The organism is Streptomyces sp. (genome assembly GCF_031181705.1).
Classification (GTDB): domain Bacteria; phylum Actinomycetota; class Actinomycetes; order Streptomycetales; family Streptomycetaceae; genus Streptomyces.
Genome location: NZ_JAPSKN010000087.1, coordinates 1 through 24,450, shown reverse-complemented (window position 1 = coordinate 24,450; position 24,450 = coordinate 1). Strand labels below are relative to the sequence as shown.

At 73.2% G+C, this 24,450-nt stretch carries 20 protein-coding genes; 4 read left to right on the top strand and 16 right to left on the bottom strand.

Annotation, left to right across the window (positions count from 1 at the left end; genetic code table 11):
• The 5 genes from RIN80_RS17645 to RIN80_RS17625 all read right to left on the bottom strand — a co-directional run.
• Window positions 1-637, bottom strand: a 637-nt coding sequence (locus RIN80_RS17645) for an AAA family ATPase (RefSeq protein ID WP_309096550.1), incomplete at its 3' end; no start/stop codon positions are given.
• 425 nt (window positions 638-1,062) lie between these two features.
• Window positions 1,063-2,187, bottom strand: a complete 1,125-nt coding sequence (gene ald / locus RIN80_RS17640) for an alanine dehydrogenase (protein ID WP_309096549.1) — start codon at window positions 2,185-2,187, stop codon at window positions 1,063-1,065.
• 138 nt (window positions 2,188-2,325) lie between these two features.
• A complete protein-coding gene (locus RIN80_RS17635) occupies window positions 2,326-4,365 on the bottom strand; it encodes a tetratricopeptide repeat protein (protein ID WP_375141722.1) in 2,040 nt (679 codons plus the stop codon).
• 256 nt (window positions 4,366-4,621) lie between these two features.
• The gene (locus tag RIN80_RS17630) at window positions 4,622-5,248 is read right to left on the bottom strand and encodes an NUDIX hydrolase (RefSeq protein WP_309096547.1); all 627 of its coding nucleotides are present in this window, start codon (window positions 5,246-5,248) and stop codon (window positions 4,622-4,624) included.
• 96 nt (window positions 5,249-5,344) lie between these two features.
• Window positions 5,345-6,991 carry a CTP synthase gene (locus RIN80_RS17625; RefSeq protein ID WP_309096546.1) on the bottom strand — a complete coding sequence of 549 codons (1,647 nt, stop codon included), beginning with the start codon at window positions 6,989-6,991 and terminating at the stop codon, window positions 5,345-5,347.
• Window positions 6,992-7,463: 472 nt separating this feature from the next.
• Here RIN80_RS17625 and RIN80_RS17620 point away from each other — a divergent pair, with 472 nt between their 5' ends.
• Window positions 7,464-9,266, top strand: coding sequence for a glycoside hydrolase family 15 protein (locus tag RIN80_RS17620; RefSeq protein ID WP_309096554.1), 1,803 nt, complete (start codon window positions 7,464-7,466; stop codon window positions 9,264-9,266).
• A gap of 18 nt (window positions 9,267-9,284) precedes the next feature.
• Here RIN80_RS17620 and RIN80_RS17615 read toward each other — a convergent pair whose 3' ends face one another.
• Entirely contained in the window at window positions 9,285-10,241 is a 957-nt protein-coding gene (locus RIN80_RS17615; RefSeq protein ID WP_309096545.1) for an LLM class F420-dependent oxidoreductase, read from the bottom strand.
• A 128-nt stretch (window positions 10,242-10,369) separates the two neighbouring features.
• Between RIN80_RS17615 and RIN80_RS17610 the strand changes: the two genes are divergently transcribed.
• Window positions 10,370-12,043, top strand: a complete 1,674-nt coding sequence (locus RIN80_RS17610; protein WP_309096544.1) for a PucR family transcriptional regulator ligand-binding domain-containing protein — start codon at window positions 10,370-10,372, stop codon at window positions 12,041-12,043.
• 211 nt (window positions 12,044-12,254) lie between these two features.
• Here RIN80_RS17610 and RIN80_RS17605 read toward each other — a convergent pair whose 3' ends face one another.
• The 5 genes from RIN80_RS17605 to RIN80_RS17585 all read right to left on the bottom strand — a co-directional run bounded on the left by RIN80_RS17605 (window position 12,255) and on the right by RIN80_RS17585 (window position 17,483).
• Complete coding sequence (locus RIN80_RS17605) at window positions 12,255-13,397, bottom strand: glycosyltransferase family 4 protein (protein ID WP_309096553.1); 1,143 nt, start codon at window positions 13,395-13,397, stop codon at window positions 12,255-12,257.
• 199 nt (window positions 13,398-13,596) lie between these two features.
• Entirely contained in the window at window positions 13,597-15,315 is a 1,719-nt protein-coding gene (recN, locus tag RIN80_RS17600) for a DNA repair protein RecN (RefSeq protein WP_309096552.1), read from the bottom strand.
• Window positions 15,316-15,473: 158 nt separating this feature from the next.
• A complete protein-coding gene (locus tag RIN80_RS17595; protein WP_094055423.1) occupies window positions 15,474-16,379 on the bottom strand; it encodes an NAD kinase in 906 nt (301 codons plus the stop codon).
• Window positions 16,376-17,191 (bottom strand): TlyA family RNA methyltransferase, encoded by an 816-nt coding sequence (locus RIN80_RS17590; protein ID WP_309096543.1) that lies wholly within the window; start codon window positions 17,189-17,191, stop codon window positions 16,376-16,378. Before RIN80_RS17590 ends, RIN80_RS17595 begins: the two co-directional genes overlap by 4 nt.
• A 7-nt stretch (window positions 17,192-17,198) precedes the next feature.
• Complete coding sequence (locus RIN80_RS17585; protein ID WP_309096542.1) at window positions 17,199-17,483, bottom strand: hypothetical protein; 285 nt, start codon at window positions 17,481-17,483, stop codon at window positions 17,199-17,201.
• Between the two features lie 42 nt (window positions 17,484-17,525).
• On the opposite strand from RIN80_RS17585, the gene RIN80_RS17580 reads away from it, so the two are divergent.
• On the top strand, window positions 17,526-17,873 hold the full coding sequence (locus RIN80_RS17580) for an SCP2 sterol-binding domain-containing protein (RefSeq protein WP_309096541.1): 348 nt from the start codon (window positions 17,526-17,528) through the stop codon (window positions 17,871-17,873).
• Here RIN80_RS17580 and RIN80_RS17575 read toward each other — a convergent pair.
• The 4 genes from RIN80_RS17575 to RIN80_RS17560 form a co-directional block, all read right to left on the bottom strand.
• The gene (locus RIN80_RS17575) at window positions 17,857-18,792 is read right to left on the bottom strand and encodes an ABC transporter ATP-binding protein (protein WP_309096540.1); all 936 of its coding nucleotides are present in this window, start codon (window positions 18,790-18,792) and stop codon (window positions 17,857-17,859) included. The two genes, RIN80_RS17580 and RIN80_RS17575, sit on opposite strands and share 17 nt — an antisense overlap.
• On the bottom strand, window positions 18,789-19,850 hold the full coding sequence (locus RIN80_RS17570) for an iron chelate uptake ABC transporter family permease subunit (protein ID WP_309096539.1): 1,062 nt from the start codon (window positions 19,848-19,850) through the stop codon (window positions 18,789-18,791). The genes RIN80_RS17575 and RIN80_RS17570 overlap by 4 nt, the downstream gene beginning before the upstream one ends.
• Complete coding sequence (locus RIN80_RS17565; RefSeq protein WP_309096538.1) at window positions 19,847-20,890, bottom strand: iron chelate uptake ABC transporter family permease subunit; 1,044 nt, start codon at window positions 20,888-20,890, stop codon at window positions 19,847-19,849. The genes RIN80_RS17570 and RIN80_RS17565 overlap by 4 nt, the downstream gene beginning before the upstream one ends.
• A gap of 102 nt (window positions 20,891-20,992) precedes the next feature.
• The gene (locus RIN80_RS17560) at window positions 20,993-22,024 is read right to left on the bottom strand and encodes an HAD hydrolase-like protein (protein WP_309096537.1); all 1,032 of its coding nucleotides are present in this window, start codon (window positions 22,022-22,024) and stop codon (window positions 20,993-20,995) included.
• Window positions 22,025-22,097: 73 nt separating this feature from the next.
• Here RIN80_RS17560 and RIN80_RS17555 point away from each other — a divergent pair, with 73 nt between their 5' ends.
• Window positions 22,098-23,390 carry a DUF1015 domain-containing protein gene (locus tag RIN80_RS17555; RefSeq protein ID WP_309096536.1) on the top strand — a complete coding sequence of 431 codons (1,293 nt, stop codon included), beginning with the start codon at window positions 22,098-22,100 and terminating at the stop codon, window positions 23,388-23,390.
• A 70-nt stretch (window positions 23,391-23,460) separates the two neighbouring features.
• Here RIN80_RS17555 and RIN80_RS17550 read toward each other — a convergent pair whose 3' ends face one another.
• On the bottom strand, window positions 23,461-24,231 hold the full coding sequence (locus tag RIN80_RS17550) for a tetratricopeptide repeat protein (protein ID WP_309096551.1): 771 nt from the start codon (window positions 24,229-24,231) through the stop codon (window positions 23,461-23,463).
• Between the last annotated feature and the right edge of the window lie 219 nt (window positions 24,232-24,450).

Genomic DNA, 24,450 nt, shown 5'->3' with positions numbered 1-24,450 from the left:
CCGCCGACAGGTCGATGTTGCTGGGCAGCAGGTCCATGTTGGGGACCGCCGTCTTCAGCAGCACCTCGTCGGCCGCCATCCCCCGCTCCATGAGCAGGTTGTAGACGGTGAGGTCGAGCTCCATCGGATTGACGCCGAGTCCGACCGACAGCGCGCCCTGCGGGTCGAAGTCCACGAGCAGGACACGGCGTCCGTACTCCGCGAGCGCGGCACCCAGGTTGATGGTCGACGTGGTCTTGCCGACGCCGCCCTTCTGGTTGCACATCGCGATGATCTTCGCGGGTCCGTGGTCGGTCAGCGGGCCCGGGATCGGGAAGTACGGCAGCGGGCGCCCGGTCGGGCCGATGCGCTCCCGGCGCTGTCTGGCCGCGTCGGGCGCGAGAGTGGCCGCGTACTCGGGATCGGGCTCGTACTCCGCGTCGGGGTCGTAGAAGTGCCCCTCGGGCAGTTCGTCGTAGTCGGCGAAGTGGTTGTGGGGCGCGCCACTTCCGTCGCCGGCCATGGCGTTCACGTGATGGCCATCCATCTTCTGGTGTGCTGTGTGAGTCGCCTGCTGACTCTGGTGGGCTGCGAAGGTGCGCACAGCGACGGAGCCGACAGCCTCGAACCCCGCGGGCCCCTGGCCCCGTGCAGGCATTCCTGGTTGACCACCCCCGGGAGTAAATGTCGACTCATTCACAAGTCGTCTTACCTCCTTGGTGACCAGGAAACTTCTAGACAGGTCAGCGTGGCACCATGCCGACGGTTGGCGACTCTATGGCGTGTCGGGCGTCCGCAGCAACACAATCCGCCGGACCCGGCCCGATGTGTCGGCAATGAAACATCCCGCTGTCAAGGGCGTACGGCCGTCGCACGGCAGGTTTCACCGGTGTGCGAATCGGTTGAAGGGTTACGTTCGAGGCGAGTTGCCCGAGAATCGCGAAGTGACCATACACACATCCGGCCGGACCTTGTCGGGCAAGGTCCGGCCTGGTGCGCGGCGTTGACGACACGTGTTGACGTATCGCCTTTGCCGGTTGACGACTTAGCCGACTTACCGGCCGTCGCGTGCGGGTCGGGGGCTCAGCCGAGCAGCGAGGACAGCTCGACGTGCTCCACGCCGTGCGCCTCGGCGACCTCGCGGTAAACGACCTTGCCGTCGTGCGTGTTGAGGCCCTTGGCCAGTGCCGGGTCGCGGCGCAGCGCGTCCACCCAGCCGTGGTTGGCCAGCTCCACGATGTACGGCAGCGTGGCGTTGGTCAGCGCGTAGGTGGAGGTGTTGGGCACCGCGCCGGGCATGTTGGCGACGCAGTAGAAGACCGACTCGTGGACCTGGAAGGTCGGCTCGGCGTGGGTGGTCGGGCGGGAGTCCTCGAAGCAGCCGCCCTGGTCGATCGCGATGTCGACAAGGACACTTCCGGGCTTCATCCGCGAGACCAGCTCGTTGGTGACCAGCTTCGGGGCCTTGGCGCCGGGGATGAGCACCGCGCCGATGACGAGGTCGGCCTCCAGGCAGGCCTTCTCCAGCTCGAAGGCGTTGGAGACCACCGTCTGGATCTTCGTGCCGAAGATCTTGTCGGCCTCGCGGAGCTTGTTGATGTCCTTGTCGAGCAGGGTCACGTGGAAGCCCATGCCGATGGCGATCTGCGCGGCGTTCCAGCCGGAGACGCCGCCGCCGATGACCACGGCGCGGCCGGCGAGCACGCCGGGGACGCCGCCGGGCAGCACACCGCGGCCGCCGTTGGCACGCATCAGGTGGTAGGCGCCGACCTGCGGGGCCAGCCGGCCCGCGACCTCGGACATCGGGGCGAGCAGCGGCAGCGCGCGGCTGGGCAGCTCGACGGTCTCGTAGGCGATGGCCGTGGTGCCGGACTCCAGCAGGGCGTCCGTGCACTCCTTGGATGCGGCCAGGTGCAGGTAGGTGAAGAGGGTCTGGTCCTTGCGGAGGCGGTGGTACTCCTCGGCGATGGGCTCCTTGACCTTCAGCAGCAGGTCGGCGGTGGCCCAGACCTCGTCGGCGGTGTCCAGGATCCGAGCGCCGGCGGCCACGTACTCCTCGTTCGTGATCGAGGAGCCGACACCGGCGTCGCGCTCGACGACGACCTGGTGGCCGTGGCGCACCAGCTCGTGCACGCCGGCGGGGGTGATGGCCACCCGGAACTCGTTGTTCTTGACCTCGCGGGGGATGCCGACCTTCACGTCGATCACGGTCCTTGGCTCAGAGGGTACGGGGGGTACTTCTTACACATACCCGGGCACGCACGGGCACACCGGGAGAGACCGCAGGAGAACGTGCGGCAGAGCCAGTTTAATGAAGGTGTTCCCGCTGTCTAGCCTTCCATTGCATCAATCTTCAGCGGATGCGGTACGGATTTCGCAGGCGTCGGGTTCGGATGGAAGGTTTGCCTCCCCGAGGATCCGCTCGGCGGCTCCCCGGTGCAGCCCGGCCGAGGCGGGGTCGCCGAGGTGTTCGAGGGTGTCGGCGACCCGCAGGTGCAGCGCGGCCTGCAGCCGGGTGTCCTCCGCGCGCCGGGCCCACTCCACGGCCTCCCGGCAGGTGCGCAGCGACTCCTCGGGCCGGCCCGCGTACTCCTGGACCCGGGCCAGTTCGCTCAACGCCCGCGCCTGGGCGGCCACATCGCCGCACCGCCGGTGTCCGGAGACCGCCGAGCGCCAGTTCCGCAGGGCCTCGCCGTAACGGCCCGCGAAGGTGTGGGCGGCGGCGATGCGCCCGTACAGCCGGGCGGCGTCCGCGTGCTCGCCCCGCGCCAGCCGCTCGGTCAGGGCACGGCCGAACCAGTCGGCGGCCCGGTCGAAGTCGCCGAGCTCCAGGTGCGCGCCCCCCACGGATTCCATCGCGCGGCCGGTCGCGTAGGTGTCGTTCACCTCGCGTCCGGCGTCCAGGGCGGCCCGGTAGCGCGCCAGGGCGTCGGCCGTGCGGCCGGTGCGGGCGTCGAGGTCGCCCAGGTTCAGCAGGGCGGCGGCCTTCTCCCGGGGCAGGCCGCGGCGCTCGGCGATGTCGAGGACCAGGCTGTGCACGACGTAGAGGTCGGGCGCGGCCGCCCGGGTCCCCACGTGCGCCACCATGGCCCGGACCAGCTGGGACATCAGCCGCCTGGCCAGGGTGTCCAGCTCCCCGTCGGCGACCGCGAGCCGGGCCGCGGCGAGCAGCGCGGGCCGGGTCAGGCGCAGCCACTCGGCGGCCGCCCGCGGGGTGGGAAAGCGCAGGGCCCGCGGCATGTCGAGGAGTTTCTGGCGCGCCTGGGCGCTGTCGGTCTCGGTGATCGCCCGGCAGGCCTGGAGCAGCCGTACGGTCCGCTCCAGCATGCGGGCCCGGGCCAGCTGGAGCTCGGCCGGGCGTTCGTGGTGGCGGGCGAGGAGGCGGAGCTGGTCGTGGAGGCAGCCGGGCACCTCGTACTGGGGCAGGGGTGAGTCGACCGCGTGCAGGAAACCGAGGGCGACGAGGTCGTCGAGGGTGGTGTGGGCGGTGCCGACCGAGCAGCCGGCGAGTGCGGAGGCGACCTGCGGGTCGACCAGGCCGGCCGGGGCGAGGGCGAGCAGGCGCAGCATCCGGGCGGCGGTGGCGGGCAGAGCCGCGTAGGCGAGGCGGAAGACCCGGGTGAGGGCGGTTCCCTCGGGCTCCTCGGCGCGCAGTTGCTTGGCCAGGTCGGAGACGGCCGCCATGGGCCGGGCCGCGAGCCAGCCGCCCGCCAGCACCAGCGCGGCGGGCTGCCCCTGGCACTCCTCGGCGAGGCCCTCGGCGGCCCGGGGGTCGACGGTGATGCGGACCGAGCCGGTGTGCCGGGAGAGCAGTTCCACCCCGGACTTGGCGTCCAGGCCGCCCAGGGTGCAGGGGCGGACGTCCGAGATGCCGGTGAGCGGGCCCCGGGAGACCGCGACGACCAGGCAGTCCGGCGTGTCGGGCAGCAGCGCGTCGACCTGTTCGGCGTCGGCGGCGTCGTCCAGCAGGAGCACGACGCGCCGCTCGGCCAGGGCCGTGCGCAGGGCGTCGGTGAGGTCGTCCTCGCAGGCCCCGGCCGGGGCCTGCTCGTCCAGGGCGGCGAGCAGGTCGCGGGCGGCCCGCTCGACCGGTACCGGGGTGCCGTCGGGGTCGGTCAGGCGGGCGCGCAGCACCCCGTCCGGGTAGCCGTCGGCGACCTGCCGGACGAGTTCCTCGGCGAGGGCGGTGCGGCCCGAGCCGGGGCGGCCGGCGATGAGCAGCACGCGTGCGCGGGGTGCCTTGCGGCCCGCGAGGGTGTCCAGTCCGGCGCGCTCGATGTCGGCGCGCAGTTCCTTCAACTCCCGTGTGCGGCCCAGGAACTGGTGCTTCGCGGCGGCACGCCCGGCCGGCCGCACGTCGGCTGTCTCCACGACCTGATCCGCCACGGGCCACACTCCCGTCCCACCGCACCTGCGAGCCCGCCGGGACTCCGGTTCGGGCGTGCTCAGAGCCTAGTTCACGCTCTGCGACGTCCCAGGAGGAGCAGGGCGGGCACATCCCCCGATCGGATCAGCAGATCGTAGGACCGACGGCGTCAGGGCCACGCCCCTCAGGGGCGCGGGGAACCGCGCGACCAGCCACACCGCACCCGGCCGACGGCCCTCGCGGCACCCATCCGTCGCGGCACCCCTCGCGGAGCGCCTACGCCTCGAAGGGCCGCGCCGGCCACGGGGCCTGCGCCGGGCGCAGCGCGTCCAGGCCGTCACCGGCCCGCGCGGCGACCAGCGACAGGACGCCCACCACGAGGCAGTTGTTGTGGAGGTCGCCGGCCAGCACCCCCCGGACCAGATCCTCGACCGGCACCCGGTCGAGTTCCATGTCGGCCTCTTCCTCCGCGACCGCGAAGCGCTCGCCCTCGGCCTCGGACAGATCCCGCGCGAGGAAGATCCGCACGGCCTCGTCGCAGCCGCCGGGGGTGGTGTAGACGTCGGTCAGCACCCGCCAGTCCTCGGCCTTGACGTGCGCCTCCTCGTACAGCTCGCGCTGCGCGGCGTGCAGCGGGTTCTCGCCGGGTACGTCGAGCAGCCCGGCCGGGATCTCCCACAGCTTGTGGCGCACGGGGTGGCGGTACTGGCGCAGGACCAGGACGCGGTCGGCCTCGTCGAGGGCGAGGACGGCGACGGAGCCGGGGTGGACCTGGTAGTCACGGCCGACCACGGTGCCGTCGGGCATGACCACGTCGTCGGTCCGGACGGAGGTCTTGTTGCCCACGAAGGGCGTGTCCGTCGCCCGGATCTCCCATGCCTCCGGGGTGTCCTTGATCGTCATGCCTGTCCTTCCACGTACCCAACACGACCTGCGGAAACGAAACCGGGGTGCACACCCTTTGAAGGGATGCACCCCGGCCACCGTACAACCGGTGTGTTACTTCGAAGTCTTCCGCTCGACCGCGGCCTTGACGAGCCCGGCGAACAGCGGGTGCGGGCGCGTCGGGCGCGAGCGCAGCTCCGGGTGCGCCTGCGTGGCGACCAGGTAGGGGTGGACGTCGCGCGGGTACTCGACGTACTCGACGAGCTTGCCGTCCGGCGAGGTGCCCGAGAACAGGATGCCCGCCCTCTTCTCCAGCTCGGCGCGGTAGGCGTTGTTCACCTCGTAGCGGTGCCGGTGCCGCTCCTCGACGTACTCCTTGCCGTCGTACACCTCGCGCACGATCGAGCCCTCGGCCAGCTTGGCCGGGTACATGCCGAGCCGCATGGTGCCGCCCATGTCGCCGTCACCGGCGACGATGTCCATCTGCTCGGCCATGGTGGAGATGACCGGGTGGCCCGTGGCGGGGTCGAACTCGGTGGAGTTGGCGTCGGAGATGTCGGCCAGGTTCCGCGCGGCCTCGATCACGATGCACTGCAGGCCGAGGCAGAGGCCGAGCAGCGGCACCTTGTTCTCGCGGGCGTAGCGGATGGCCCCCACCTTGCCGTTCACGCCGCGCTCGCCGAAGCCGCCGGGGATGCAGATGCCGTCGACGTCGCCGAGCTGGGCCGCGGCGCCGGCCGGGGTCTTGCAGTCGTCGGAGGTGACCCACTTGATCTTCACGCGGGCCCGGTTGGCGAAGCCGCCGGCGCGCAGCGCCTCGGTCACCGACAGGTAGGCGTCGGGCAGGTCGATGTACTTGCCGACCAGGGCGAGGGTGATCTCGTGGTCGGGGTTGTGGACGCGGTCGAGCAGGTCGTCCCAGGTCGTCCAGTCGACGTCGCGGAACGGCAGGTCCAGCTTGCGCACGACGTAGGCGTCCAGGCCCTCGCCGTGCACGGTCTTGGGGATGTCGTAGATCGAGCGGGCGTCGGGGCAGGCGACGACGGCTGCCTCGTCGACGTCGCACATCAGCGAGATCTTCCGCTTGATCGCGGTGGGCACCTCGCGGTCGCAGCGCAGCACGATCGCGTCCGGCTGGATACCGATGTTGCGCAGGGCCGCGACCGAGTGCTGGGTGGGCTTCGTCTTCAGCTCACCCGAGGGGCCGATGTACGGCAGGAGCGAGATGTGGACGACGAAGACGTTGTCACGGCCGACCTCGTGCCGGACCTGGCGGACGGTCTCCAGGAACGGCAGCGACTCGATGTCGCCGACCGTGCCGCCGACCTCGGTGATCACGACGTCGACCTCGTCGGTCGCCATGCGGCGGATGCGGTGCTTGATCTCGTTGGTGATGTGCGGGATGACCTGCACGGTGTCGCCCAGGTACTCGCCGCGCCGCTCCTTGGCGATCACCGTGTTGTACACCTGGCCGGTGGTCACGTTGGCGGAGCCGTCGAGGTCGCGGTCGAGGAAGCGCTCGTAGTGGCCGATGTCCAGGTCGGTCTCGGCGCCGTCGTTGGTGACGAACACCTCACCGTGCTGGAAGGGGTTCATCGTGCCGGGGTCGACGTTGAGGTACGGGTCGAGCTTCTGCATCACGACGCGCAGGCCCCGGGCCTTGAGCAGCATGCCGAGGCTGGAGGCCGTGAGGCCCTTGCCGAGCGAGGAGGCGACACCCCCGGTGACGAAGATGTGCTTGGTCGTCGTGGAATTGGGCATGGCCAAGAGGGGGCTCCCGTGGTCGCGATCTGGAGGTGCGGTTCGGGGGTCGTACGCCCACCGGTCCACGGGCTACCAGCGTATCAGCGCCGCGAGGCGATGGCTTCCGGCCACGCTCCGCACACATTCCGACACGGGGCGATCATCCTCACGGGCCCCTCACCCGTTGCTCACTCGTTCGGCGTACCCGCCTTGTCGCGACGGGCACCCGGAACATCCGCGTGCGTCGTATCCTGCTCGGACACTCGCTGCCGAGCCCGTCCGGCCCAACGGCACCACCCCCCGCCCGCAACCACCGGAACAACGTGAGCTCGTCAGTTCGTTGAGCAACAATTGGCGCTTTGCGTCACGGCTGAGTGACCTGTTTTGCTTCATCGCTCAACGACGCATTGCAAGATCTGCTGAAACCCCCTTGACCGCACTAGCGACAGCCCCCTTGCGGGGTGACGTGGCCGTTCGACTGGAGTTGCACGTGGCCGGGCGCATCGAAGACTACGCACTCATCGGAGACATGCAGACCGCTGCCCTGGTCTGCCGGGACGGGACAGTCGACTGGCTGTGCCTGCCCCGCTTCGACTCGCACGCCATCTTCGCCGGCCTGCTGGGCACCGAGGAGCACGGCTTCTGGCGGCTCGGCCCCGCGCACGCCTCCGACCAGGAGCCGCCCACCGCGGCCCGGCGCAGCTACCGCGGCGACTCGCTGATCCTGGAGTCCGAGTGGGACACCCAGCGGGGCACGGTCCGGGTGACCGATTTCATGCCGCCGCGTGACGGCGCCCCGCAGCTGATCCGGATCGTCGAGGGCGTCTCCGGCCGGGTGCCGATGCGCTCGGCGCTGCGGATGCGGTTCTCCTACGGGCGGGTGGTGCCGTGGGTGCACAAGCACGAAGGGCGGACGGTGGCCGTCGCGGGCCCCGACTCCGTGTGGTTCGACACGTCCGTCGAGACGTACGGCAAGTCGCTGACGACCTATTCGGACTTCACGGTCGCGCCGGGCGAGCGGATCGCGTTCACGATCTCCTGGGAGCCCTCGCACAAGGAGCCGCCGCCGCTGCCCGAGCCGGAGCAGTCGCTGGAGGCGACGGAGGACTTCTGGCGCGAGTGGGTCGACCACTGTACGTACCACGGCCCCTACCGCGAGGCCGTGGTCCGCTCGCTGATCACGCTGAAGGCGCTGACCTACGCCCCCACCGGAGGCATCGTCGCCGCGCCGACCACCTCCCTGCCGGAGGACATCGGGGGCGTCCGCAACTGGGACTACCGCTACACCTGGCTGCGTGACGCGGCCATCACCCTGTCCTCGCTGCTGCGCACCGGCTACCGCGAGGAGGCCCGTGCCTGGCGCGAGTGGCTGCTGCGCGCGGTCGCGGGCGACCCGGAGAACCTGCAGATCATGTACGGCATCGCCGGCGAGCGCGAGCTGGGCGAGGCGGAGCTGGACTGGCTGCCGGGCTACGAGAACTCCGCCCCGGTGCGGGTCGGCAACGGCGCGGCCCACCAGCTCCAGCTGGACGTGTACGGCGAGGTCACCGAGGCCCTGCACCTGGCCCACATGACGGGCCTCGCGCGCAACGACTACGCCTCGCTGCTCCAGCTGAAGCTCATCCGCTACCTGGAGGGCCACTGGCAGGAGCCGGACGAGGGCATCTGGGAGGTGCGCGGCCCACGCCGCCACTTCGTGCACTCCAAGGTGATGGCCTGGGTCGCCGTCGACCGCACGATCAAGCTGATCGAGTCCGGCGACGCCGACGGTCCGCTGGAGCGCTGGAAGGAACTGCGCGACGACATCCACCGGGACGTGTGCGAGCGGGGCTACGACAAGGAGCGCAACACCTTCACGCAGTCCTACGGCTCCAGGGAGCTGGACGCCTCGCTGCTGCTGATCCCGCAGGTGGGCTTCCTGCCGCCGGACGACAAGCGGGTCATCGGCACGATCGAGGCGATCCAGCGGGAGCTGTCCACGCCGGACGGCTTCATCCTGCGCTACCCGACCGAGGGCGCCGACGAGGGCGTCGACGGCCTGCCCGGTGACGAGGGCGCGTTCCTCGCCTGCTCGTTCTGGATGGCCGACGACCTGGCGATGATCGGCCGCGTGGACGAGGCCCGCAAGCTGTTCGAGAAGCTGCTGTCCCTGCGCAACGACCTCGGTCTGCTGGCCGAGGAGTGGGACCCGCGCCTGCAGCGCCAGGTGGGCAACTTCCCGCAGGCCTTCAGCCACGTGCCGCTCATCGACACGGCGCTGCGGCTGACGGCCTCGGGCGCGTACGGCGGCTGAGCGAGGGCCCCGGGAGCGTCACCGCGGCTTGAGGGCCGTGAGCGTGCGCTCCCCCGCCGGGTCGCCCGCCGTGGCCGGGACCAGCGCGACCTCGTCGAGACCGGCCTCGGCGTAGGCCTCGACGCGGGCGCGGACGGTGGCGGCGTCGCCGACCAGGGCGACCGTGCCCGCGGCCTCGGGCGGCAGGGCCCGCAGCAGGGTGTCCCGGTCGGCGCCCTTCACGGCCAGCTCGACGACATCGGCGAACCCGGCGTCGACGAACACGTCGCTGTAGCCCGGCACGCAGAGGTAGCCGACGACGCTGCGCAGGATCTGCGTGAGCGACTCCGGCTCCGGGTCGACGGCGGCGGGCAGCCAGGCGGCCAGCCGCGGCGGGGTGCGCCCCGCCTTCTCGGCGGCCGCCAGCATCCGCGCCCGCAGCGTCCGCACCTGCCCGGGCGAGACGAGGTCGAGGAGCATCCGGTCGGCGTGCCCGACGGCCGCGGCGACCGCGCGCTCGCCGAACGCCGCGACGGTGAGCATCCCGCCGGGCGGCGGCAGCCGGCGCCGGAAGCCGCTGCCGGGCACGACCGGCTCGCCCGGCACGCTGTCCATCAGCGCCCGTACGGCCGCGGCCGACTCCTCCAGGGCCGCGGCGGGCCGGGTACGCGGCCGGCCGTGCACGCCCTCGACGACCCGCTTGCTGGAGGTGCCGAGGGCCACGCCGACGGGCCGGCCGGTGACGGCCGCGGTGGAGGCGGCGCCCCGGACGACGGTCAGCGGATCGCGCACGTTCACCGGCACGGGCCCGGCGGTCAGCGCGACCCGCTCGGTGGCCGCGCCGATCGCCGTCGCCAGCACGAACGCGTCCCAGGTCGGCCCCTCGCCCGCCCACACCTCCCGGTACCCGAGCCGGTCGGCGAGGACCGCGACGCGCAACGGCTCCTCGACCGGACTGTCGTCCTCCCGCCCCACCGCGACCACGCTCATGTCCATGACGGCGCCCGTACCCGGCCGGCGGGGCCGTAATCCGGGCGGCGTCCGCCGCGGGCCCGGCGCGGTGTGATCGTCCGGTGCCCGTCCGGAGATGTCCGAGGGGCACCCGCCCGGGTAGCGTCCGGCCCATGGAGAGCGGGACGGACAGCGGCTACGACACCCGGGGCGCCGGGATCACCGTGCGGCGGGCGCTGGAGCTGCCGGGGTTGCGCAGCGGACTGCCCGAGGTGCTGGCGGGCGCCGACCGGCTCGGGCGCACCGTGCGCTGGGTGCACGCCGGCGAGGTGCCGCACATCGCCTCCCTGCTCAAGGGCGGCGAACTGCTGCTGACCACGGGCTACGGCCTCGGCACCCGCCCGGCCGAGCAGCGGGCGTTCGTGCGCACGCTGGCCGAGCGGGGCATCGCGGCCCTGGTGGTGGAGCTCGGCCCGCGCTTCACCCGGCTGCCCGCGGCCCTGGTCGACACGGCCCGCTCGGCCGGGCTGCCGCTGGTGCAGCTGCACCGCGAGGTGCCGTTCGTCACCGTGACGGAGGAGGTCCACACCGAGATCGTCAACGGCCACTACGCGCTGCTCCAGCGGGCCGAGGAGGTGCACCGGCGCTGCACGCGGGCCGTGCTGAGCGGCGGCGGGGTGCCCCAGGTGCTCTCCATCCTGGCCGACTTCGGCGCCAACCCGGTCTTCCTGGAGACGGCGGAGGGGCAGCTGCTGTACGCCGCCGGGGCCGGTCCCCAGGGCGCGGACCCGCTCCAGGTGTGGGAGGGGCTGCGCGGTCAGCACAAGGACGAACCGCCGCTCGCCGGCTCGCTGTTGGTGGACGTGCCGGGCGGCGGACCCGGCAGCGGGGGCGTCCGGGCGCGTCTGGTGCTGCTTCCGGTCCGGACACCCCTGGCGCCGGTGCACCGGATGGCCGCCGAGCGGGCCGCGGGCATCCTGGCCGTGGTGCTGATGCAGGCGCGGCAGGAGGAGGAGCTGGCGGCGCGCGGGCGGGGCGACTTCCTCACGGACCTCGCCGAGGGCCGGGTCACGGCCGAGGACGCCCCGGCGCAGGCCCGGGTGCTGGGCTTCCGGCCGGGCGAGGGGCCGCTGCTGCCGGTCGTCATGCGGCTCGGCGACGCGCTGTCCCCCGCAGGAGGCTGGGCGGTGCTGGCCCGGGCCGTCTCGGAGGAGCTGGCGGCGGTGGGCGTGCCGGTGCTGCTCGGGGTGCGGCCGGTGGAGGGGCGGGTGCTGGTGCTGCTCGGGCTGCGCGCCGAGGCGGAGCGGGCGACGATCGCGGACCGGGTGGCGGCGGCTTTGCGGGCCGGGGTGGGCCGGGCCGGGATGCTGCGGCCGGGCGGGCAGGCGCCCGTGGTGGTCGTCGGGGTGGCGGGCGGCTGGACGGCGGCGGCGTCGGGCCTGCGGCACGCCGCCGAGACGGCCACGGCCGCCCAGGGCCTGCCGGACCGGCCCTGGTTCGACGCCCGCCGCCTGGACATCGACCTGCTGCTGTGGCGGCTGCGCGACGATCCGGACCTGGCGGCCTTCGTCGACCGGGCCCTCGGCCCGCTCCTGGAGCACGACCGCCGCTCCCGGCCGCCGCTGCTGCCCACGCTGACGACCTACCTGGCCCACGCGGGACGCAAGGCGGAGACGGCCCGGGAGCTGCATCTGAACCGGCAGACGCTCTACAACCGGCTTGCGCGCATCGGGGAGTTGCTGGGCACGGACCTCGACGATCCGCAGACGGTGCTGGCCCTGAGCCTGGCCCTGCGGGCCCGGCGCCATGTGCCCCGGGCGGCGCAGACGAGGGCTCCGGGGCCGTAGGGAGTCGTGCTGGGGCCCGTCTGTCAGACACAGGCCCCAGGCCGTCCGCAACGTCCCTCCGTCCGCCCGGAGGGCGGGCCCCGCGGCGCCTGGTGCGTGCCGGCGGCGTGCCGGACGCAGTCCCTCGTACCGGGCGTACTCGGGACTGTGTCCGGTGCGGCGGGAGTGCGTGCCAGGCGTCGCGGCGCAGGAGGGACTTTGCGGACACGGCCTAGGCGAGAGGCAGGGGCCGGGTCAGTTCGTCGTAGACGCTGAGCACCTGGGCGACGGTCTCGTCCTCGGTCGGCCAGGTCGCCGCCTGCCGGGCGCCCTTGTCCTGCAGCCGGGCCCGGCGCTCGGGGTCGCCGAGCAGGCCCACGACGGACGCGGCGAGGGCCTGGGCGTCCCCCGACGGGACGAGTTCGGCCGCGTCGCCGACCAGTTCGGGGATGCCGCCGACATCGGTCGCGACGAGCGGCACGCCCGCGTGGAGGGCCTCCTGGGCGAGCACCGAGCGGGCCTCCCAGCGGCTCGGCAGCAGGGCGAGGTCGGCGGCGCCGAGCAGGTCGGTGATGTCGTCGCGGCGTCCGATGAGCCGGACCGGCAGGCCCTCGTTCTCGATCCGCTCCTGGAGTTCCCCGCGCAGCGGCCCCTCCCCCGCGATCACGACCAGGGGCACGGGGTCCAGGCGGCGCCACACGCGCGCGGCGTCCAGCAGCACGTCGTAGCCGCGGTGCCGCTCCAGGGAGCCGACGGCCATGAGCAACGGCCGTCCGGTCGCGCCGAGTTCGGCACGGACCTTGGGCCGCAGCCGGTCGGGGTCCTCGGGCTCGGCGGGCCCGCGGGGTCCGGGCAGCGCCACGGCGGCCAGCCGCGCGTCCCGGGCGCCCGTCAGCCGGGCCCGGTCCACGAGCGCCGAGGTCGTGCCCAGCACCACCGTGGCCGCCTTGACGACCCGCCGCTCCAGGACGCGCAGCAGATGGGCCCGCGCACCGTCGGCGTGCGCCCGGTCGTGCCACGTCACGACCAGCGGGGTCCGCACGCGCCGCCCGCTGAGCGCGAGCACGGTCCGGAAGGAGGCGTGCAGCCCGTGGGCGTGCACCAGATCGGCGTCGGCGCAGGCCGCCCGCAGCGCCGCCACCGACACGGGGTCACTGCTGCGCGGCACGTGCACATGGTCGGCACCGACCCCGCTGAAGTCGTAGGCGTGATTTGCCTCGGAGGGGGCGCACACCGTGACTCTCACGCCCCGAGCGACGAGCCCCGCGGCCAGCGAGCGCACATGCGCACTGCTGGCGGCATTGCCCCCGCCCAGCACCTGCACGGTGCGCAGCGGCGACTGGCCAGGCGGTGAGTGGCTGCTCACGGGCGTCACGTGGCCGGGCTCCTGGTTCGGTCGGGCGGTCACGGCGCGGTTTCCCACGCGTACTCCGCCAAGGATGCCAGGACGCACGGGGGTTCCGGGAACGCCGGAACCCCGGCGGCGCGACAGCGGGGCGCGGCAGCGGGGAAATGCGCCGGGCCGGGTCACCCACACGAGTGAAGTTGGGCGCCCGGCGCCACAACGCCTCCGGCTACAGGTCCGCCCGTGCCGTCGCCAGCAGCTCCTCCGCGTGCGCCCGGGCCGTCTGCGAGTCCTCCTGGCCGGCGAGCATACGGGACAGCTCCCGGACCCGCTCCTCCCCTTCCAGGACCTTGACGCCGGAGCGGGTCACGGACCCGTCGTTCGTCTTCTCGACCAGCAGCTGCCGGTCGGCGAAGGCGGCCACCTGCGGCAGATGCGTCACGACCACGACCTGCGCGGTCTTCGCCAGGCGCGCGAGGCGCCGGCCGATCTCGACCGCCGCCTTGCCGCCGACGCCGGCGTCGACCTCGTCGAACAGGTACGTCGGCACCGGATCCGTCCCCGCGAAGACGACCTCCACGGCCAGCATCACGCGGGACAGCTCACCGCCGGAGGCGCCCTTGGCGATCGGCCGGGGCGGCGCGCCCGGGTGCGGGGCCAGCAACAGCTCCACCTCGTCCACACCGGCGGGCCCGTAGGCGACGGGCCGCCCGCCGACCTCGACGCCCTCGGGGTCCTCGGTCTGCCGGATGTCGAAGGACACGCGCGCGTGCGGCATGGCGAGGGAGGCCAGCTCCGCGGTCACGGCGGCGGCGAACCGCTCGGCGGCCTCCCTCCGCGCGTCCGTCAGGGCCTGCGCGAGTCCGCCCAGTTCGGCCCGCAGGGCGTCCCGCTCGGCGGTCAGCTCCCCGATCCGCTCGTCGTCGCCGTCGAGTTCGGTCAGCCGGGCGGCACCGTTCTCCGCCCAGGCCAGCACGGCGGCGATGTCCTCGCCGTACTTGCGGGTCAGTCCGGTGAGCGCGGCCCGCCGCTCCTCGACGGCCGCCAGCCGCAGCGGGTCGGCGTCCAGGTCGTCGGCGTAGCCCGCGAGGTCCCCGGCCGCGTCGCGCAGCAGGATGCCGATCTCGCCGATGCGGTCGGCGAGCGCGGCCAGCGCCGGGTCGTGCGACCGTACGGCGTCCAGGGCCCGCTGGGCGCCCGCGACGAGCGTCCCGGCGTCGACGCCCTCGGGGTCCTCCGGGTTGCCCGCGAGCGCGGCGTGAGCGGCCGCGGCGGCGGACGCCAGCGCCTCCGCGTGCCCGAGCCGCTCGGCCTCCTCGGCCAGCTCCACGTCCTCGCCGGGCCGGGGCTCCACGGCGGCGATCTCGTCGAGCCCGTAGCGCAGCAGGTCGGCCTCCTGGGCCCGTTCCCGCGCGCGCGTGGTGATCTCGTCGAGCTCGGCGGAGACGGCCCGCAGCCGCTTGTACGCCTCGGCGTACTTGGCCAGCGGCACGGCGACCGCGTCGCCCGCGTACCGGTCGAGCGCCTGCCGCTGCCGGGACAGCTTGAGCAGCCCCTGCTGGTCGGTCTGCCCGTGCACGGCCACCAGCTCGTCGGCGAGCTCCGCGAGGACGCCCACGGGCACGCTGCGTCCGCCCAGGTGCGCCCGGGAGCGGCCCTCGGCCGAAACGGTACGGCTGATCAGCAGGGCACCGTCGTCGAGCTCGGCCCCGGCCTCCTCGGCGCGCAGCGCGGCCGTGTCGTCCGGGGAGACGGTGATCCGCCCCTCCACGACGGCCTTCCCGGCCCCGATCCGCACGAGTGCCGGGTCCGCCCGCCCGCCCAGCAGCAATCCCAGGCTGGTGACCACCATGGTCTTGCCCGCACCCGTCTCACCGGTGACCGCGGTGAACCCCGGCGACAGCTCGACGACAGCGTCGTCGATCACACCGAGCGACCGTATCCGCATCTCCTCCAACACGGACACGACCTTACGAGGTCCGGCCCTGGGATTGCGACCGGCCTGCCTTTGTCACCCACCTGAGTGGACGTGGCTCTGCCGGGGGCGCGGGGAACCGCGCGACGAGCCACAGAAGGACCCGCACCCGCCGACGACGAGCCAGCACGTCAATGAGGAGCGCCCCGCCACCCGGAAACGGGCAGCGCGAACTTCGCCACCAGCCGGTCCGTGAACGAAGCGTGGTGCAGCCGGGCCAGCCGCACCGGCACGGCCCCCCGCCGCACCTCCACCCTCGCCCCGGCCGGCAACTCGACCGTCCGCCGCCCGTCACACCACAGCACACCCGGCGGAATGTGGGGCAGGACCTCCACGGCCAGCACGGAGTCCGGCGATGTCACCAACGGCTTGGCGAACAGCGCGTGGGCGGAGATCGGCACCATCAGCAGCGCCTCGACCTCCGGCCACACCACCGGCCCGCCCGCGGAGAAGGCGTACGCGGTCGATCCGGTAGGCGTGGCGCACACGATCCCGTCGCAGCCGAACCCCGTGACCGGCCGCCCGTCGATCTCCAGGACGACCTCCAGCATCCGCTCGGCGGACACCTTCTGCACGGCCGCCTCGTTCAGCGCCCAGTCGGTGTGCACGATGTCGCCGTTCTGGTGCACCACGACGTCGACGGTCATCCGCTCCTCGACCTCGTACGCCTTGGTCACCACCCGGTCGACCACCTTGTCGAGGTCGTCGCGCTCGGCCTCGGCGAGGAAGCCGACCCGCCCGAGGTTGACGCCGAGCATCGGCACCCCCGACGCCCGCGCGAACTCGGCGCCGCGCAGCAGCGTCCCGTCGCCGCCCAGCACGATGAGCAGCTCGCACCCGTCGAGGCACTGCGGGGTCGCCTCCTTGACCAGCACCACCTCGTCCGGCAGCGGCAGGTCCCGTGCCTCGTCCTCCAGGACGCGCACGCCGAGCCCGGAGCGCAGCAGCCCCTTCACCACGAGCTCGGCACTGCGCACGGCCGCCGGCCGTCCCGTGTGGGCGAGCAGGAACACCGTACGAGCTCGGTTCTCGGTCAACGCGGCCCCTCCGCCACTGCTCGGTCAACGTCGGCCGGGTCCAGTTCCGGTGCCCCGGCCCGCAGCCACAAGAAGTATTCGACATTCCCCGACGGCCCGGGCAGCGGACTGGCGGTCACGCCCTTCGTCCCGAGCCCCAGCCCCCAGGCCTTGCGGGCCACCCCCTGGACCGCCTCGGCCCGCAGCTGGGGGCTGCGTACGACTCCGCCGCTGCCGAGTCGCTCCTTGCCCACCTCGAACTGCGGCTTGACCATCATCACCAGGTCGGCGTCCGGTTTCACGCACCGCACCAGGGCGGGCAGGACCAGCCCGAGCGGGATGAAGGACAGATCCCCCACGACAAGATCCACAGGCTCCCCATCGATCGCTTCAAGCGTCAACTCGCGTACGTTCGTACGGTCCTTGACGGTGACGCGTTCATCGTTCCGCAGGGACCAGGCGAGTTGGCCGTATCCGACGTCCACGGCGACGACGTGCGCGGCGCCCGCCCGCAGCAGGACGTCGGTGAACCCGCCGGTCGACGCGCCGGCGTCCAGCGCCCGGCGGCCCTCGACGGCGAGGCCCTGCGGCACGAACACCTCCAGCGCGCCGGCGAGCTTGTGGCCGCCCCGGGAGACGTAGTCGGGATCGTTCTCGTCGGCCGCGACGACGATCGCGGCGGCGGTCTCCACCTGTGTGGCCGGTTTCGTCGCGACGGTCTTGCCGACGGAGACCCGCCCCGCGGCGATCAGCTGGCCGGCGTGCTCACGCGAGCGCGCGAGCTTGCGGCGGACCAGCTCCGCGTCCAGACGGCGTCGTGCGACTCCTGCCACGTTCGGTTCAGCTCCTCGGTCCAGACGGCGGCGGGGGCGCCGGAGGTCCCGGGCGTACGTCGAGCGCGGTCAGCGCGTCGCGCAGCCCCCGGTGTACATCCTCGTACACCTCGATGTGCCCGTCCGTGGCGAGGTGGTCCGCGTCGCCGAGCCGGGTCAGGGCGGCGTCCACGCCGGCGTCGCCGGTGGGCGTGCGGGGCACGTTCAGGGGGGCGGGGGCGGCCGGGTCGGGCTCGGGCTCCGCCTGCCGCGCCTCCGCCGGGAGGTCCGTCGGGGGAACTGCGTCGTCCATGCCCCGACGCTACCGCGAACCGCTGCGGTACCGTCGATCGCGATGGCCACGATCCAGGAGTGCCGCAGCGCACTCGACAAGCTCTCGGACAGCATGCAGCGCGCCGAAGGGGACGTCCGCGAGGCCGCGGCCCTGGACCGCTCGGTGAGCTGCCACATCACCGACCTGGACGTCACCTTCACGGGCCGGATGCGCGGCGGCCGGATCGAGGTGCGCGACACGGTGCCCGGACCGCCGCCGGACAAGGCCGAGATCAGACTGGCCATGACCGGCGACGACCTGGTGGCCCTGGTCGACGGCGGGCTGAACTTCGCCACGGCCTGGGGCTCGGGCCGGGTGAAGCTGCACGCGGGGCTGCGGGACCTGCTCCGCCTCAGGAAGCTTCTGTAGCGGCGACCTTCTCCGCCCGGGTCTCCACCGGGGTCCGCGTCCCGGCCGTGTCCCGCACGCGTGCCTTGCGCGCGGCCGGCACGACCAGGGGCGTGCCCGTCTCCGGGTCGTCGATGACCTGGCAGCGCAGCCCGAAGACCTCCTCGACCAGCTCGGCCGTGACGATGTCGTTCGGCGCGCCCTCGGCGATGACCGTGCCCTGGCGCAGGGCGATGAGATGCGTGGCGTAGCGGGCGGCGTGGTTCAGGTCGTGCAGCACGGCCACCAGCGTGCGCCCCTGCTCCTCGTGCAGCTGGGCGCACAGGTCCAGGACGTCGATCTGGTGCTGGATGTCCAGGTACGTCGTCGGCTCGTCGAGCAGCAGCAACGGCGTCTGCTGGGCCAGCGCCATGGCGATCCACACGCGCTGGCGCTGACCGCCGGAGAGCTCGTCGACGTAGCGGTCGGCGAGTTCCGCCACCCCGGTCTGGCGCATGGACTCCTGGACGACCCGCTCGTCCTCGGTGGACCACTGCCGCAGGATGCCCTGGTGCGGGTAGCGGCCGCGGCCGACCAGGTCGGCGACGGTGATGCCGTCGGGCGCGATGGACGACTGGGGCAGCAGGCCGAGGGTGCGGGCGACCTTCTTCGCGGGCAGGGACTGGATGACCTGCCCGTCGAGCACCACCCGGCCCTCACTGGGCTTGAGCATCCGCGACAGCGCCCGCAGCAGCGTCGACTTGCCGCAGGCGTTGGGCCCGACGATCACGGTGAAGGAGTTGTCGGGTATCTCCACCGACAACTGCTCGGCGATGACCCGCTGGTCGTAGGCGAGGGTGACGTTCTCGGCGGACAGACGGTTCACGGTGCTCCTTCGGTTGTTCAGCCCGCTGCTGTTGCTGCTCCGGGCGCTCGTGCCCGCCGCGGTGCCGGTACTCATATCCGCCCCGCCTTGCGTTCGGTGACCAGCAGCCACAGCAGGTAGACACCGCCGAGCACGCCGGTGACCACCCCCACGGGCAGCTGCTCGGCGCCGAACGCCCGCTGCGAGGCCCAGTCGGCGACGACCAGCAGGGCGGCGCCCATGCACACCGAGGCCAGCAGGTTCGGTCCGGGCGACCGGGTCAGCCGCCGGGCCAGCTGCGGAGCGGTGAGCGCCACGAAGCTGACGGGACCGGCCGCGGCGGTCGCGGAGGCGGTGAGCAGCACCGCCGCGACCAGCAGCAGCAGCCGCACGCGCTCGACCCGCACCCCGAGGGCGTACGCCACGTCGTCGCCCATCTCCATCATCCGCAGCCCGCGCCCGTTGGCCAGGACGAGCGGCACCAGAACGGCGCACAGGGCGAGCAGCGGCCACACCTGGGCCCAGTCGCGGCCGTCGAGCGAGCCGGTCATCCACACCACCGCGCGGGCCGCGTCCACGATGTCGGACTTGGTGAGCAGATACCCGTTGACCGCGGTGACGATCGCGGAGACGCCGATGCCGACCAGGACCAGCCGGTAGCCGTGCACACCCCGCTTCCAGGCCAGCACGTAGATCGCGAAGCCGGTCACCAGGCCGCCCGCGAGCGCGCCGAGCGCGACCTGGTTGGCGCTGCCGGAGAACAGCACGATCATCGTGAGCGCGCCCGCCGTCGCGCCCTGGCCGAGGCCGAGCACGTCCGGACTGCCCAGGGGATTTCGGGAGATGGACTGGAACAGCGCGCCGCCCAGCCCCAGCGAGGCGCCGACCAGCAGCCCCACCAGCACCCGCGGCAGCCGCAACTCGTTGACGATGAACTCCTGGCCCGCGTTGCCCTCGCCCACCAGCGTGCGCAGCACGTCGGCGGCCGGGATCGGGAAGTCGCCGGTGCCGATGAGCACCACGCTCGCCGCGAGCGCCACGACCAGCAGCAGGAGCACGACGACGAAAGCCCGCACGTCCAGGCGTATCGACAGCCCGCCCGGGGTCCGCACGGCACGGTGGGTGCTCTTCGCGGCATCGTTGGTGGTCTTCACAGCTGCGCCGTCCTCCGCCGTCGTACGAGAAAGATGAACACCGGCCCGCCGAGGATCGCGGTGACGATGCCCACCTGGAGCTCCGCCGGCCGGGCCACGATCCGGCCGATGACATCGGCGCCGAGCAGCAGCACCGGCGACAGGATCGCCGCGTACGGCAGGATCCAGCGCAGGTCGGGTCCGGTGAAGGAGCGCACCACGTGCGGCACCATCAGCCCGACGAACACGATCGGCCCGCACGCGGCGGTCGCCGCCCCGCACAGCACGGTCGCGGCCAGCATCGACAGCGCCCGCGTCCGGTTCAGGTTGGCGCCGAGCGCCTTGGCGGTGTCGTCGCCCATGGCCATGGCGTTGAGCGGCCGGGCCAGGGCCAGCGCGAGGACCGTGCCGGTGAGCAGGAACGGCAGCACCTGCTCGATGATCGAGTCGGTCGCCGCGGAGAGCGAACCGAGCGTCCAGAAGCGCATCTTGCCGAGCGCCGCGTCGTCCATGATCATCACGGCCTGGAGGTAACCGTAGAGCGCGGCACTGATCGCCGTACCGGCGAGGGCCAGCCGCACCGGTGTCGCCCCCCGGCTGCCGCCGAGGAACCAGACCAGCGCCCCGACGGCGGCCGCGCCGAAGAACGCGAACCACACATAGCCGCTGAGCGAGGTGACGCCCAGGAAGGTGATGGCCGTGACGACCGCGGCGGACGCGCCGGCGTTGATGCCGAGCAGTCCGGGATCGGCCAGCGGGTTGCGCGTGAGGGCCTGCAGGACCGCCCCGGCCAGTCCGAGGGCGGCACCGGCGAGCACCCCGAGCAGGGTCCGCGACAGCCGCTCGGCCACGACGACGTCTCCGTAGCTCCCCGAGTCCTGGAACAGGCCGTGCCACACCTGGCCGAGGGACAGCTCTTTCGCTCCGATCGCGATACTCGCCAGTGCGACGAGCACCAGGATCGCGACGGACAGGAGCAGCCCAAAGGCACGCGCCGCACGTCGGGTTGGGGGCGCGGGGGCGGTCTCCGCGCGCTGTTCGGGGGGACTCTCGACCAACACGCAGTTAGGTTAGCCTACCCTCGCAATCGATCACGATGCGAGAGCCCGGCCGCCCCTCACACACGCGTGATCCTGCCCGCCCCGCCGCTGCCCAACCGGCGCTCACATCCCCAGCCGCGCCAGCGCCTTCCCGCTGTCCAGGCCGCACTCCCCGTCACCGGCGGCCGACCACGCCGCGGCGCACAACGCCCGCAGACCGTCCAGCGCGTCGCCCTCCCCGTCGAGCTCCAGCCGGTCCGCGCCGGCCCGCGCCGTCCAGCCACCGCACCGGAACCCGCCCTCGCCCGCCTCGACGACGTCCGGCTGGCCGCCGAGCATCCCGCGCAGGTCGGCGTCCACATACGTCGGCCGGTGCTGCGGCGGAGCGGCCAGCAGCTGCGCTCCGTCGGTCACGCCCGTCAGGACGAGCAGCGAGTCGACCTCCCCGTTGAACGCGCCCTCGATGTCCGTGTCCAGTCGGTCCCCGACGACCAGCGGCCGCTCCGCCCCCGTCCGCAGGATCGTCTCCCGGTGCATCGGCGGCAGCGGCTTGCCCGCGACCTGCGGCTCGGCGCCCGTGGCGATGCGGACGACCTCCACCGCCGCCCCGTTGCCCGGCGCGATGCCGCGCCCGCTCGGAATCGTCAGGTCCGTGTTGGACGCGAACCACGGCACACCCCGGGCGACCGCGTAGGAGGCCTCGGCGAACCGGCCCCACGGCAGATCGGGCCCGCCGTACCCCTGCACGACCGCCACCGGATCGTCGTCCGCGGACTCGACCGGCTCAAGACCCCGCTCCCGCAGCGCCACCCGCAGCCCCTCACCGCCGATGACCAGCACCCGCGCACCCCGCGGCACCTGCTCGCTGATCAGCCGCGCGACCGCCTGCGCGGAGGTGATGACGTCCTCCGCGCCCGTCGGTATCCCCAGCTCCGTCAGATGCCCGGCCACCGCGTCCGGGGTCCGCAGCGCGTTGTTGGTCACGTAGGCCAGACGCATCCCGCCCTCCCGGGCCGACGCCAGCGACTCGACCGCGTGCGCGATCGCGCTCCCGCCCGCGTAGACGACTCCGTCCAGGTCGAGCAGTGCCGTGTCGTACGCCTCGCTCAGGGGCTGCCCACTGCCCTCGGGCCTCGTCCTGACGCTCCGGCTCATCCCGCATCGCTCCTCGGTTCGGCGGCTTTCCCCCGATCATCCCCCATGCCACCGACACCCGTACGATGCCGGGATGAAGACAGCAGGTCACTGGGAGGCAACGGTGCACCGAGGCCTGGAACTCACCCCGTTCCGAGGCCTTCGTTACGACCCCGACCGGGTCGGCAGCCTTGCCGCCGTCACATCTCCGCCGTACGACGTCGTGGTGCGCCCCGACGGCCTGCACCACCTCGAATCCTCCGACCCTTACAACATCGTCCGTCTGATCCTCCCCCAGGCCGCCACCGCCGGCGCCCGCAACGAACAGGCCGCCGCGACCCTGCGCCACTGGCTGTCCGAGGGCATCCTCACCACCGACCCGGAACCCTGCCTCTACGTCTACGAGCAGCGCGACGGCGAGGGCATGCTGCAGCGCGGGCTCATCGGCGCCCTGCGCGTGTCCGACCCGGCCGAGCAGGTCGTGCTGCCGCACGAGGACGTCATGCCGCATGTCGTCGAGGACCGCGCGGCCCTGATGCGGGCCACCTCGGCGAACCTGGAACCCCTGCTGCTGACGTACCGCGGTGACGACTCGTCGGCCGCGACGGCGGACCTGATCGAGCGCACGGCCGACCGGCCCCCGCTCCTCGCGACCACCACGGAGGACGGCTTCCGCCACCGCCTGTGGGCGGTCACCGACCCCGCCGAGCTCACCACGATCCAGCACGGTCTGGCCCGCCACCAGGCCCTCATCGCCGACGGCCACCACCGCTGGGCGACCTACCGCCGCCTCCGCACGGAACACCCCTCGCCCAGCCCGTGGGATTACGGCCTGGTCCTCCTGGTCGACACGGCCCGCTACCCCCTCCGGGTCCGCGCCATCCACCGCCTCCTCCACGCCCTGCCGGTCGGCGAGGCGGTGGCCGCCCTGGACGGCCGCTTCCGCGTACGCCGCCTCGACGTGCCGCTCTCCGATGCCCTGGCGGCACTGGCGGACGCGGCCCGCGCCAGCAACGCGTTCCTGCTCGCCGGCGACGGCGCCTTCCACCTCGTCGACCACCCGGACCCGGACCTGCTGGCCCGCACGATCCCGGCCGGCCGGCCCACGGCCTGGCGCACCCTGGACGCGACGGTGCTGCACGCCACGCTCCTGGAACACGTGTGGCACATCCCCGAGGACTCCCCCGACCGCATCGCCTACATCCACGACACGGCCGCCACGGTCGCCAAGGCCGAGCGCGACGGCGGTACGGCCGTCCTGATGCACCCGGTCCGCGAGGAGGTCGTCCGCGACCTGGCCCGGCAGGGCGTGACCATGCCGCGCAAGTCGACGTCGTTCGGCCCGAAGCCGGCGACGGGGCTGGTCCTGCGCGCGCTGGACCTCTGACCCCCGCCCCCACGACGCAGGAGGGGGCGGACCCCGACCGGGATCCGCCCCCTTCACTCACGTTCCGACGTCAGTCCTTCTGCTTTGGCTCCTCAGGAGCGGCGTCGCCGTCCGCACCGCCGCCCTTGACCTCATCGGTTCCCTCGTCGTCGTCCCCGTCGTCGGCGAGGACGTCCAGGAACTCCACGCCGTCCAGCTCGGCGAGCCGGTCCGAGGCGTCCGTGCTGCCGTCCCGGTCGGCCTCGACGGCCTTCGCGAACCACTCCCGCGCCTCGTCCTCACGCCCGGCGGCAAGCAGCGCGTCCGCGTACGCGTAGCGCAGGCGCGCGGTCCAGGGCTGCACCGAGTTGGCGGCCAGCTCAGGGCTCTGCAGCGTCACGATGGCCGCGTCCAGCTGCCCCATGTCCCGCCGCGCACCGGCCGCGACGAGCCGCATCTCGACCTGCCCGGCCTTGTCCAGCTTGTGCACCTCGGGCGCACCGGCCATGTCCAGCGCCTTCTCCGGCCGCCCGAGCCCACGCTCGCAGTCGGCCATGACGGGCCACAGGTCGATGTTCCCGGTCATCCGCTTGGCGGCCCGGAACTCGGCCAGCGCCTCACCGTACTTCTGGTTGGCGTACGCGGCGAACCCGGCGGCCTCCCGTACGGCGGCGACTCGCGAGGCCAGCCGCAGCGCGATCCTGGAGTAGGCGTACGCGCCCTCGGGGTCCTCGTCGAGAAGCCGCGCGACCATCACCAGGTTCCTGGCGACGTCCTCCGCGAGAGTCTTCGGCAGGCTCTGCAGTTCCTGCCGAACGTCCTTGTCGATCTCGTCACCCGTGACGTCCTCGGGGATCGGCAGCCGCTTGATCGGCTCCCTGTCCCGCTCCCGCTCCTCACGGAACCGGCCGCCGCCACCACGCCGGTCGTCACGGCCACCCCGGAAGCCGCCGGGACGCCCCCCACGGTCATCGCGCCGGGGCCCACGCCCACCACGGTCGTCACGGCCACCACGGAACCCACCACGGTCACCGTCACGCCGGTCGTCACGACGATCGTCGCGCCGGTCATCGCGCCGGTC